Genomic DNA, 12782 nt, shown 5'->3' on the forward strand with positions numbered 1-12782 from the left:
ACTACGAACCAAATTACCTGTTTGTAGTGAGGACTTTAGTCCTGGCAAAATTCGGAGGAGGACTAAAGTCCTTACTACGAACCAAATTACCTGTTTGTAGTGAGGACTTTAGTCCTGGCAAAATTCGGAGGAGGACTAAAGTCCTTACTACGAACCAAATTACCTGTTTGTAGTGAGGGCTTTAGTCCTGGCAAAATTCGAGGACTAAAGTCCTTACTACAAACCAAATTACCTGTTTGTAGTGAGGACTTTAGTCCTATCTAAATCCCAGGACTAAAGTCCTTACTACGAACCAAATTACCTGTTTGTAGTGAGGACTTTAGTCCTATCTAAATCCCAGGACTAAAGTCCTTACTACGAACCAAATTACCTGTTTGTAGTGAGGGCTTTAGTCCTGGCAAAATTCGAGGACTAAAGTCCTTACTACAAACCAAATTACCTGTTTGTAGTGAGGACTTTAGTCCTATCTAAATCCCAGGACTAAAGTCCTTACTACGAACCAAATTACCTGTTTGTAGTGAGGGCTTTAGTCCTGGTCAAATTCGAGGACTAAAGTCCTTACTACGAACCAAATTACTTAGAATTAATAATCGCCTCCAGCGCCGTATTGCCACGCTTCAGCTAATCGGTGAATATAGTATTGCTGTTGGGGATCTAAATTTTTAACCTGCGGTTCTACCGCTTTCCCCAATGGCTGCAATCCCGTATAAATTCCTAGATTTACATAATGAACCATCCAATCAAGCAAATTAGCTATTCCCACCTGCGGGATAATTTTCATCACTAATCCGGGATGGCTGATTGCTGTTTTAAACAAAGTTTTTGACAAAGCCGGAAACAGCACGATATCCTGAAGAAACGGTTTGAGCACTGGTTCTCCCAACTCTTCCATTATCCCAAATACGGCCGCCAAAAGTTGATTGATTTGATTGGGGTCTAGTTTCTGATTCATCGCAGCACTCATCGAACGCTGAAACAACCAAGTAACTGATAGATTCGGCTGATACGGCTGCAAAAGTGCGAGGGAATTTTTGTCGAGACTTTCGCTTGTCAAAGCTTCGTCAATTCCCAGAGTCAAGCGTTTGAGGTGGCGCACCATGGCGCCGAAACCGCCGAAGCTGAGGGGCGATTGGCTACCGCTGCTGTCTCCGACTGGGAGTATCCGATTCCAACCGGTTTTTAGAGGACTTTGGCGATAGCAGGGAAAAAAACCGTAGAGTGCTCTTTGAAATTTTAACTCGTCGAGTTCGATGTTTTGATATTCGGGCAGCAAGCGCAAATAATCTTCAAATAATGTTTCTAAACTGAATCTTTCTGTGTCGGCGTCTATGTATGTAAATAAGTAAGTGGTGCGCCCGTCTCTAGCCGGAAATGCTTCCCAAAAATATTGGCATTGATTTTGCATTGGGGTGAAGGATGCAAATATATCACCAGTCTCGTTTTTGGGGTATCCTTGGGCGCAACTGCCGACTACTAAACATACGGCGTCTGGTTTTTTGCCTTGTCTGGCTTGGCGCACTATCGGCGAAAAATGTCCCATTGCGTCTAATAATAGTCGCGTTTTAAATGAAGTGTTGCCAGTTGGCGAATCTGTATTTTCTGATTCTATTGTAACTCCGTTTGGGTGAATTGTTGCTGTTTTAAATGGTGTTTTTTCAAATAGTTTGCCTCCGGATTGGAGAAATTTTTGTTTGAGGGTTTCGAGGAGGTAAACTGGATCGATTCCGATATTGAGTACGTCGCGCACCCAGATGTCGGGGGTGTTGGTAAAGCTGATGCGGGCTGGGTTGTATTCGGTGGCTATTGCTTTGTCTATCTCAGCAGCAGTCAGCAAATTTAGTTCCATGAAGGCGTCTAATTCTTTGCGAGAAATGTTCCATTCTTGTTCGCGCCCTCGCAGGATGCCGCGTTCGAGTAAGGCTACTCGCCAGCCTCGCACGGCTAGGGCTGTACCGATTAATATTCCTAGGGTGCCGCCGCTGATAACTATGTCGAAGTCGAGGGTTTCTAGGGGTTGTTGGCTGTGTTTGACGGCGGCGGGTGCTGGTGCGGTGTTTTGTTTGAGGTTTTCCCAGAGTCGATCGACCTTTCGCAGGCCTCCAAGGGCGTCTCCCGGCACTTGGGAGAGGATTTTTTCGGTGAGGGACATGGGGTTTTAGTATTAAACAGCGGTTGATTCGATCTAATTTAGCTTAGATCGAGATTTAGGACTGTTTCATGGCTGATTAGCACGGGCGAGAAACACGGTTTCCCGATCGGTAGAGTGCGTCAGCTAGGATGATTTTGGCGACAAACCAATAATCTCAGGCTGGCGCACCCCCGGAATCAATGGTGCGTCAGCCTGAGACTTTGCGTGGTGATTGAAAATGTCACACCTGACGCACCATTTTTGATTCGGTTCAATCAGCCGTGATTAACTCTTCAACTCGCAGCCGATCGCACAAAATTCGCTCGCACACAATCGCACCTTTTTCCACACTCCTGCAAACTTCTAACTGAGCGGATGGCAATGCTTCAAACAAAAAACGTTCCCCCGGAAACACCGTCCGTTCAAAATACCAATTAGGTATATTTGTAATTCGAGCAATTTGCACTTGGTTAGTAGTATTCAGATACCAACACAAAATGCGCGTATCACGTTCATAAGTTACTTGCTTCAGTGTCAAATTCATCTCTTTAAATTGTTGGTGAAATTGTGCAATCTATCGGTTACTGGCTTTAGTTCAATATAGCATATCACAAGTTAATTGCAACATTTTATACATTCTTACAGTTAATTAATAAATCTTCCAGGAGAAATAGTGGCGCCTTCGGCGTGTTCCCAAGAAGGTGCAAAAGGCGGCATTGCTAAAGGGCAAGATTTCCATCCTCCTCGAACAGGTGCGCTTAACAATTCACAGTGACCCACTGCACCTCTTTGCATCTTGTAGTGACCGCAAAATTTACATTTAGAAGTCGGATTGGAGCGGCGATCGCTAATTACCACATTGGGATTGCTGTGAATTTTGTTGCGTTCGAGAGCCAGAGTATCCATCAAAGTATGTGTTAAATCTTCACTCTCAAGTATGACAGCCGGATTTCAGCCACCGCTTCTATCTCAAGGCTTAGTTCGCATTTGAAGTTTTGTTGAGGGATCGATACAAAACATATAACTTTTGAGACAATAAACCTAGGGAGCAATTTAGTTTGTTAGTATCTAATCGGCTGCCCAGGATGCCAGCGACCCTAGCCTTACCTAGAGGTATACTTCCGTCTACGGAAGCTAATTATCTTCGCCTAACTTGCTGAACAAAGCAGCTAAAATGGTATTAGAAAATAAAAAACCTTCTGGATCGCTCAACCTGAGATTTCCCGACAGCGGTAGTTTAGCGCCCTCATCTAAAGCGACGATCGCCCCAGCGTCAGTCACAATTTCCACCCATCCCAGCCGCCAGTAGGGCTGCAAACAATCCCAAATTCGATCGACAGTTTGCTGAGTAAACTTTTGAGCCAGCACCGACAGGCTAACTCCTGCGGCCAAACGCAAACCCAGCATCAGCGTTTCCAACAAAACATCATTTTCTGAAACTTGAAAATTTTGCTCGCTTTCAGACTCGATATCGGGCTGAGTTTCCCCTGCAAGTTTTGGTGTAGCTGGAAAATTGCTCTGAACAAGATTTCGCACCCACTGATAATATTCCTGAGTTTTGCGAGGCCTTGTCACCCTCCGCCCTTGCACGTAACTCGCCGCCCCCATTCCCAAACCGTAATAAGGGCGATTCTCCCAATAAACACGGTTGTGGCGGCACTGATAGCCATCGCGAGCATAATTAGAAATCTCGTAATGTTCGTAACCGGCATCGGTCAAAATCGATCGCGCCAAACGGTACATAGCAGCAGCGGTTTCATCTGCTGGTAACGGGTGCGCGCCAGGTTCAAAGTACCGCCCGAAAGCAGTTAAGCGCTCAACAATTAAGTCGTAACTCGACAGGTGAGTCGGGCCAATTTCCACCGCCGATGTTAAAGAAGTTTCCCACTGCGCTAAAGTTTGGTGCGGCAGTCCGGAAATTAAATCTAAACTGAAATTGACAATCCCAGCCGATCGCACTATTTCTACTGCTTCAAAAATTTCGGCCACCGAGTGCGATCGCCCGCAAGCTTGCAGCAATTCATCCTGAAAAGCTTGTGCTCCCAGACTAACTCGATTTACTCCCGCCGCTGCATATCCCCGCAACTGTTCTAAAGTAAAAGTTCCCGGGTCTATTTCTATCGAAATTTCCGCCCCAGCAGCAATCCCAAATTTGCTGTCAACAGTCTCTAAAATCTGGCTCAACTGATTGACAGAAAGCAGCGAAGGCGTGCCGCCACCAAAAAAAACTGTTTTCAGAGATGCGCCTAAATTTTCAGTTGCTTGAATTTCTGCACACAGGGCGGCAACGTATTGGACGATGGTGCCAGAATTTTCGCCATTTTTGCGATCGCCCACCACAAAAACCGGAAAATCGCAGTAGTAACAGCGGCGGCGACAAAAAGGTACGTGCAGGTAAGCCGAACTCGGCATTCCCGAATTTAATGGTTGCGCGCTTTTTTTGAATTCAAATGTTAAATAATCTGTGGTAGGGTTCATTACATTTCCAGCCAAAAGTGTAAGTTCAAATCTAAAGTTTTAATTAAACCGTCATAAATAATTATGTATATTGTGACATTTTCTTAGCAAAAACGCGCGGCGAACGCTCGGCTATTTTAGTTTAAACTCGCAGCCGTCGCGATCGGCAGCAATTCCCGAACAGGGCGCAGGGCGGTCGCTTTACACATTATGTCTGCCCCATAAGCAGCGCGCAGGGCGGGGTTGTAGCTCGATCGCATATCCCCCAAAGGGTACAAGCGCGAAATATAAGTTTATGAAAATTTCTGAGTAAAGATAGCGATATCCGATCGCAACTAAGAAAAAACGATCGGCAAAGGAAAGATATAATGTAAACAAATTCATTAACCTAGAACAATGCTAGACGCAATCATAATTATTTCATTCATAATCGCAGGCGGAGGCATCGGCTATTACGGAGTCGAATTGCTACCGAACAACCTGCTGGAGCAAGTTACAAATATACAAGGTTTAAGTTCCGTACTCGGCTCGTTTGGAGCATTAATCGGCTTCGTGCTGGGATTAGTGGCTCAAACAACCTATCGGCGGGTAGAAAAGCAAGTGCGCGATATGCCAGTGGAAATGCTGCTGACGCGGGCGATCGGCTTAATCATCGGGCTGCTAGTAGCGAACTTAATGCTGGCTCCGCTGTTCCTGCTGCCAATTCCCCGGGAGTTCGGCTTCATCAAACCCCTAGTCGCAGTTTTGGGTAGCGTCATGTTCGGCTTCACAGGAGTCAGCTTGACAGACACCCACGGCCGCGCTTTCTTGCGCCTGATCAACCCCAAAAGCTTAGACACGGTGTTGGTAGCCGAAGGAACATTCAAAGCAGCCTCTGCCAAAGTTGTCGATACAAGCTGCATTATTGACGGCAGGATTGAAAACCTACTAGAAACAGGCTTTCTCGAAGGTCAAATTATTATCCCGCAATTCGTGCTGCAAGAACTACAACTGGTAGCTGATTCCGCCAACGATCAAAAGCGAGTGCGCGGGCGCCGCGGCTTAGATATTCTCAACCGCATCAAAGAAACCTATCCAGAACGGATTCAAATTCACTCGGCCGACTACGAAGAGATTGCCACAGTCGATGCTAAATTAGTCCGCTTCGCCTTAGATATCGACGGCATTTTGCTCACCAACGATTACAACTTATCGAAAGTAGCTACCGTTCAAAAACTGCCGGTTTTAAATATCAACGATTTGACTCATGCAGTGCGCCCGACTTATTTGCCGGGAGATACGATCGAACTAAAAATCCGCAAAGAAGGCAAAGAACCATCTCAGGGCATCGGTTACTTAGATGACGGCACAATGGTAGTCGTAGAAGCAGGCAGCAGCTACGTCGGCGCCGAAGCCCGAGTCGTAGTCACCAGCGCCCTGCAAACCAGCGCAGGCCGCATGATTTTTGCCCGCCCTCAAGAGTCCGCTATTGCTTGAAACTGAGAAACAATGGTTAGAGCAATTAGAATCAAATATTGCGATCGCTGTTCCAAATCTGCCCCGACACTCTACCGCGCCCGGTATGAAGAGTCGGGGCAGTGGTTTTTTCTGTGCCTTAAATGTTGGGAATCGGTCAGTAAAAACAATCCTTTGTACTTCTACGGTGGCACTTGGAAAGCTAGCAAGAAAAAATAATCAGCTCCTTCTTCTTCTCTTCCTTCGCGTCCTTAGCGCCTTCGCGGTTCAATCATAAAAAGAAATACGGTAAGTGGGAAACTCGGCGACTTTAGTCCCGAGAGGGAAACGACCCGGCGGTTTCAACCGCCTTGAATCTTCAAGCTCAAAATGAGTAGCTGTAACCATCTTTATGGTGAACTATTTTGCAGTATTTGTGACTAATCCCTTGTACCAATTCTGATGCTGAGACATTGAACGAACCGGTTGATCTAACTGCAACCCGACCAACATATTCACCAACTTTCTTGCCACTGGTAACAACTGCTTTTACGATGTCACCTGTCTGAAAACCTTTAACAAATTTTTCGCGAGGCACATAACGAGATGGAAAGCCAAACTTGTCTGTGCGACACATTTGACGAGTCCCATGTCCAGTCGCTTTGATTAGCAGTGGATTACTTGTCAGCACGGACAAGGATTCAATTTGACCAACACAAGCAGCATCAAGCCAGTGAGGTTTAGGTAGCTTTAATCTAGTACGGTTGTATTTTGTCTGCCCGCCGGAACCTGTCGTGACAGGTAATCCTGTTAGCTTGAGTCGGTTGAACAACGCCCATCGAGTCGAGTTTACAGCAGCAGCATCCTTGAGCGGACGCTTAACTTGCGCCATGATCTGCTTGAGCAAGTCCGGCTTCTTAAACAGAAAATCTTTGATATCCTGAGTACCTTTCTTGACATTGCATTTCTCGCAAGCTAGGCACAAATTAGAAATCCGATTACTGCCTCCTTTTGCCTTGGGATGAATATGTTCTACTTGCAACGCTAAATTCTCAGCACCGCAGTAAGCACATTTCCTGTCCCATTTATTGAGCAGATATTCACGAATTTCGTATCCAAGTAATTCTCCCTGCTGATATTCAACACCAGAGATTTCGGGATTCTCTAGTTGCTGGAGGTCGAATCGAACCAGTTCCATCGCGATACTACTTACGGGTGCAAGTCTGATAAATTTGTTGACCCAAGTTAAAGTTGTTTCTACTCGATGCTGCAAAGATGGCGCTAGCCAACCCTTTCTCCGAGTACGATTTAGGAAACGCGCTTGGCGGTAACGAGTGTGACGATTTCGACGAACTCGGCGCAGTAAACGACGGGATTCAAGACTGGCTTTGATAGCTTGACCACGATGAGTTAGTTCGGCACCAAAGATTACTTTTTCGCCTTGCAATAAAGCGATGCCAGTAGTCTTTGATCCTGGATCTAATTTCAGTGAGATTGATTCGATGCTTGCTGTTACCGCCTTCTTTAGAATAATGGTATACGGGAACCTTCTGAAAACAGCCGCTTTACCAGCGACTAACAACTTACGAGCCATTGACGGCTTGCAAGGTGTGAGTGGTTTTCTGTTTGTATCAAGTACGAAAATAAAGTTGGACATTGTTGTGTCCCTCCACTTGCGTGTAATGTTAGCTTGTCGGTCAATGTTATACGAGCTTTTTAAACCTGCAACACTGCCTCAGTGACTTTAAGGCTGTTTAATTGCAGATGACAGAGCAGGAAACTAGCTTCGCATTTACCTGGTGTCGTGACTCAAATAACGTAGACCTCTAAGGTCTTAAGCTGGTCAGCACAGCTTGCTCGATTTCTCTTACAAGCTCAGTCCCTTTAGGGCTGAGTTACTGACATCAATATTTAGAATTGTAGGATGAGCCAGATCACCCATCCACCATATCTCGCTTCGATCGCAGTTTTAACGCCGGCGCGGCGCCGGAAGCCGACGATCGCTATTTTGGGGTTGCGGTTTTTCTTGCAGCTTCATCGTCAAACTCACCCGCTTTAACTTCTCATTCACCTCCAAAACCCGCACTTTCACAACTTGTCCGACTTTCACAACCTGTTTCGGATCGTCCACGAAGCGATCGGCTAATTGAGAAACATGAACCAAACCATCTTGGTGCACTCCCACATCAACAAAGGCTCCAAAGTTAGCTACATTCGTGACGATGCCTTCTAATTCCATCCCAACTTGTAAATCGGAGATTTCGTTAATTCCGGCTTGGAAGGTGGCATATTTAAACTCGGCGCGCGGGTCTCTTCCCGGCTTTTCTAGTTCGGAAATAATGTCTCGGAGTGTCGGTTCTCCGACTTTCTCGGTCACATATTTCTTAATATCTACAGTCTTGACTTTTTCCGATATTTGTGTTATTTCAGTCAGCGGCAAAGTTAAATCTTTGGCGATCGCCTGGACGACAGGATAACTTTCAGGATGGACTGCTGTATTGTCGAGGGGATTTTCGCCGCCGCGAATCCGGAGAAATCCGGCTGCTTGTTCAAAAGCTTTCGGGCCGAGTTTGGGAACTTTCAGCAGTTGGCGGCGATTTTTAAAGGCGCCGTTTTCGTTGCGGTAATTGACGATATTTTTGGCAACTGTGGCGCTCATTCCCGATACAAATGTCAGCAGTTCTTTGGAGGCTGTGTTTAAGTCAACTCCGACATAGTTAACGCAACTTTCGACTGTTTCGTCGAGTTTCTTTTTGAGCATTTTTTGGTCAACGTCGTGCTGATATTGACCGACTCCGATCGACTTCGGATCGATTTTGACAAGTTCGGCTAAGGGATCTTGCAAGCGCCGCCCGATGCTGACTGCGCCCCTGACTGTGATGTCGAGATCGGGAAATTCGGCGATCGCCACATCACTCGCTGAATAAATCGATGCGCCGGATTCGTTCACCATGACTTTAATCGGTTTTCTGTCCATTTCTGCCAAAACTTCCGATACAAACTCGTCGGTTTCGCGGGAAGCTGTACCGTTGCCGATCGCAATTAATTCAATTTTATATTTTTCAATCAAATGCTTGACAATTTTACCAGCTTGTTGTCGTTGACCTGCCGCTTGGTGGGGAAAAATGGCTTGATATTCCAAAAACTGCCCGGTTTCATCGAGGGCGGAAACTTTGCAGCCGCTGCGAAATCCCGGATCGATCGCCAATGTGGGTTTCATTCCCGCCGGCGCCGACAGCAGTAACTCGCGGAGGTTGGTTTCAAAGGTGGCGATGGACTCGATATCGGCGACGGCTTTGTTGTGCGATCGCACTTCTGTCATCAACGAAGTCTTCATCAGGCGGTTGAAAGCATCCTTCAAGGTCGATCGATAAAACTCTTTAACTTCTGGTATCCTAGTTTTAATTTCCTGAGATTCCAAATAAGCCATCACCGCCGATTCATCAAAGGCTAAGTCTAAATCTAAAATTCCTTCCGTTTCCCCGCGAAACAGCGCTAACATATTGTGCGACTGAACATTTCTCGCCGCAATTTGGTAATTGCGGTACATTTCAAATTTCGTGCTTCCTTCCGGGAAATCCTCTTTAATTTTCGAGATAAAAACCCCAGTTTTCATCAAAAAATCTCGCAAGTAAGCTCGCAATTCAGCTTTTTCCGAAACTGCCTCAGCCAAAATATCTCCAGCACCTTTTACAGCTTCTTCGGCTGTCTTCACTCCCTTTTCTTCGGAAATATATTTAGCGGCTTCCGCCTCGATATCGGCTGATTTAGCTGTCGGTAAGTTCAGGCACTTAATAAAAATTGCCAGCGGTTCCAAACCCTTCTCTCTAGCAATTGTCGCCCGCGTCCGCCGCTTCGGTTTGTAAGGCAGATAGAGGTCTTCGAGTTCATTTTTTTGCAAGCAGGACTCAATTTTCGCTTGTAATTCTGCCGTGAGTTTGTCCTGGGAGGCGATCGTCTCTAAAATCGACTTTTTGCGGTCTTCGATTTCGGTCAAATAAGTGAAGCGATCGGAAATATCCCGCAACTGAATTTCATTCAGCAAATCTGTGCGTTCTTTGCGGTAGCGGGCAATAAATGGAATCGTTGCGCCCTCGGCGAAAAGTTCCAGGGCATTATTGACTTGGGAGAGATTGATTGAGAGTTCTTGAGCTATCAGTTGGGGAATGTTGAGCATAGTGCAGAAGTTCGGAGCAATTAGGCTTTAATAAATTATTTATGAGTTTCGCGAATTAAGAGGGAAATGAACCGCAGAGGCGCAGAGGGCACAGAGGAGGAAATGAGATAAATAAGAGGTTGAGAAGGTTTTATGGATTGTTTCAGGAGTATTAAAATAATGTTAGCATAAATGCAGTCATTTCTCAATATTATATGTTTCCTTTTAAATATCCTGTACCGCAAAGCGATCCGCCGCGATCGCCCAGAGAAACGCTGCCGACGATGTACGATTTACCTAGCGAAGACCCGGAGGAACCTGGTTTGCCCGACGAATTTCACGATTTGCAGCCACAGTTGTTAACCTTGGCGTTTCGCCCTCGGAATTATCAGGCTTCTGAGATATTTAGCGGCACGGACATGAACCTGTATTATGACGTGCAGCATCCTCTATGGCACAAGCGCCCGGATTGGTTTGGGGTGGTGGGAGTTCCTCGACTGTACGATGGATCTGAACTGCGGATGAGTTATGTTACTTGGCAGGAAGGGGTGAATCCTTTTGTAGTTGTAGAATTGCTGTCGCCGGGAACGGAAAAAGAAGATTTAGGCGCAAATATCAATGACGAAAATCTAGCAATTCAGTCGAATGTTGCGACTAACGGGCAAGTTTTGCAGGCTGAAACCAATGACAAACCGCCCAGTAAGTGGGAGGTTTACGAGCAGATTTTGCGGGTTCCTGTTTATGCTGTCTTCAGTCGCTATACTAATAGATTGCGAGTGTTTGCCTTGAACGCCGGACGCTATCAAGAATTAGAATTGTCTGACTCGCGAGTCTGGATTGCTGACTTAAGTTTGGGCTTGGGTTTGTGGCAAGGGGAGTTTCAGGGAGTCGATCGCCTGTGGTTGCGCTGGTATGATGTAGATGGCAATTGGATTCTGACTGAAGCCGAACAACAACGGCAGCGGGCTGAATCAGCGGAAGCTAGGGCCGAGTCAGCGGAAGATCAATTGCAGTCTTTAATTCAGCGACTGCGGGAATCTGACATAGATCCCGATCGATTTTTAAACCGTTAGAAAGGACGGCGGTTTCAACCGCATCTACACAAACGAAGTCCACCTCCGTTTAAAAACGGTTAGAAAATACGGCGGTTGAAACCGCGTCTACACAAACGATGTCCGCCTCCGCGGTGTAAAGAAGATAACGTAAGTTTAACCCAATATGCTTGGGATTAAGGGGTTTCAACCGCCCGGTTTTCTTCAACCTGCGGAGGCAGGTTTTGTTTGTGTAGATGCGGTTTCAACCGCCCGGTTTTCTTCAACCTGCGGAGGCAGGTTTTGTTTGTGTAGATGCGGTTTCAACCGCCGGGTTTTCTTCAACCGCCCGGTTTTCTTCAACCTGCGGAGGCAGGTTTTGTTTGTGTAGACGCGGTTTCAACCGCCCGGTTTTCTTCAACCGCCCGGTTTTCTTCAACCGCCCGGTTTTCTTCAACCTGCGGAGGCAGGTTTTGTTTGTGTAGACGCGGTTTCAACCGCCCGGTTTTCTTCAACCGCCCGGTTTTCTTCAACCGCCCGGTTTTCTTCAACCGCCCGGTTTTCTTCAACCGCCCGGTTTTCTTCAACCGCCCGGTTTTCTTCAACCGCCCGGTTTTCTTCAACCTGCGAAGGCGGGTTTTGTGTGTATAGAAGCGGTTTCAACCGCCCGGTTTTCTTTTCGATCACTCGCACTATTTGCCGTAAATCCATCCGCGTAAGGTGACTGATGCAAATAAGCCTTACCCGCAGAACCAAAAAGTTGAAGTTTCCCAGAAATCACAGATTGCATAGCAGCGATCGCCTTTTCCATAACTTCCAGCAAATCAGGATCTGACAAAGAACTGCTCGTTTTCAAAACCTCCATATAGGCATCGCGAACTTCCGTATTTACATTAAACTTAGACACACCTAATTTAATAGATTGATTAATCATCGATTCCGGCAAACCGCTAGCGCCGTGCAATACTAAAGGCACCGAAACCGAAGCGCGGATTTTTGCCAAACGCGGGAAATCGAGTTTAGGTTCGCTGAAATATTTACCGTGAACATTGCCAATTGTCACCGCTAGAAAATCCACCTTAGTTGCTGCAATAAACTCTACAGCTTCCACAGGATCGGTCATCTTCGCAGCTTTTTCTTCAATTGTCAAACCATCTTCCGTGCCGCTAATTCTGCCGATTTCCGCTTCAACTACCGCACCGTTAGCGTGGGATAGCTTAGTCATTTCGCGAGTAAATATTAAGTTTTGTTCGTAGGACAAAGGAGAACCGTCCGCCATGATGGACTTAATACCAGCGGCGAGGGCGAGGTGAATATCTTTTTCTGACGTGCTGTGATCTAAGTGTACTGCGATCGGCACTGAAGACTTGCGCGCGGCTTCCATGCAAAGCGCAACTAAAGGCGATTTACCGTATTTGAGAGCACTGGGGTGAAGTTGCAGCATCGCCGGACTTTGCAGCGCTTCGGCGGCATCGATGACGGCTTTTACTCCTTCGAGGTTGTACACGTTAAAAGCGCCGATCGCATAAGCGTTTCTCCGGGCTGTGTTCAGCAATTCGCTAGTTGAGGCGAGCAT

General features: G+C 46.5%; 11 protein-coding genes. 3 read left to right on the forward strand and 8 right to left on the reverse strand.

Annotated features, from left to right (window positions below):
• Window positions 1-583 precede the first annotated feature (583 nt).
• The 4 genes from QZW47_RS13550 to hemW form a co-directional block, all read right to left on the reverse strand.
• Entirely contained in the window at window positions 584-2149 is a 1566-nt protein-coding gene (locus tag QZW47_RS13550) for an FAD-binding oxidoreductase (protein WP_293127967.1), read from the reverse strand.
• Window positions 2150-2399: 250 nt separating this feature from the next.
• A complete protein-coding gene (locus tag QZW47_RS13555; RefSeq protein ID WP_293127968.1) occupies window positions 2400-2672 on the reverse strand; it encodes a DUF1830 domain-containing protein in 273 nt (90 codons plus the stop codon).
• A 101-nt stretch (window positions 2673-2773) separates the two neighbouring features.
• Entirely contained in the window at window positions 2774-3034 is a 261-nt protein-coding gene (locus QZW47_RS13560; protein ID WP_293127969.1) for a hypothetical protein, read from the reverse strand.
• Between the two features lie 228 nt (window positions 3035-3262).
• Window positions 3263-4606, reverse strand: coding sequence for a radical SAM family heme chaperone HemW (hemW, locus tag QZW47_RS13565; protein ID WP_293127970.1), 1344 nt, complete (start codon window positions 4604-4606; stop codon window positions 3263-3265).
• Window positions 4607-4981: 375 nt separating this feature from the next.
• Between hemW and QZW47_RS13570 the strand changes: the two genes are divergently transcribed.
• Both QZW47_RS13570 and QZW47_RS13575 read left to right on the forward strand, forming a co-directional pair.
• Window positions 4982-6061, forward strand: a complete 1080-nt coding sequence (locus QZW47_RS13570) for a PIN/TRAM domain-containing protein (protein ID WP_293127971.1) — start codon at window positions 4982-4984, stop codon at window positions 6059-6061.
• Between the two features lie 12 nt (window positions 6062-6073).
• Complete coding sequence (locus QZW47_RS13575) at window positions 6074-6259, forward strand: hypothetical protein (protein WP_293127972.1); 186 nt, start codon at window positions 6074-6076, stop codon at window positions 6257-6259.
• Window positions 6260-6404: 145 nt separating this feature from the next.
• Here QZW47_RS13575 and iscB read toward each other — a convergent pair whose 3' ends face one another.
• Window positions 6405-7676 (reverse strand): RNA-guided endonuclease IscB, encoded by a 1272-nt coding sequence (gene iscB, locus QZW47_RS13580; protein WP_293127973.1) that lies wholly within the window; start codon window positions 7674-7676, stop codon window positions 6405-6407.
• A gap of 312 nt (window positions 7677-7988) precedes the next feature.
• A complete protein-coding gene (locus QZW47_RS13585; protein WP_293127974.1) occupies window positions 7989-10196 on the reverse strand; it encodes a Tex family protein in 2208 nt (735 codons plus the stop codon).
• 194 nt (window positions 10197-10390) lie between these two features.
• Between QZW47_RS13585 and QZW47_RS13590 the strand changes: the two genes are divergently transcribed.
• Window positions 10391-11248, forward strand: coding sequence for a Uma2 family endonuclease (locus tag QZW47_RS13590; RefSeq protein ID WP_293127975.1), 858 nt, complete (start codon window positions 10391-10393; stop codon window positions 11246-11248).
• Between the two features lie 317 nt (window positions 11249-11565).
• Here QZW47_RS13590 and QZW47_RS13595 read toward each other — a convergent pair whose 3' ends face one another.
• Entirely contained in the window at window positions 11566-11811 is a 246-nt protein-coding gene (locus tag QZW47_RS13595; protein ID WP_293127976.1) for a hypothetical protein, read from the reverse strand.
• Between the two features lie 14 nt (window positions 11812-11825).
• The gene (locus tag QZW47_RS13600; protein ID WP_293127977.1) at window positions 11826-12782 is read right to left on the reverse strand and encodes a class II fructose-bisphosphate aldolase; all 957 of its coding nucleotides are present in this window, start codon (window positions 12780-12782) and stop codon (window positions 11826-11828) included.

It is taken from the genome of Microcoleus sp. bin38.metabat.b11b12b14.051 (assembly GCF_013299165.1).
Classification (GTDB): domain Bacteria; phylum Cyanobacteriota; class Cyanobacteriia; order Cyanobacteriales; family Microcoleaceae; genus Microcoleus.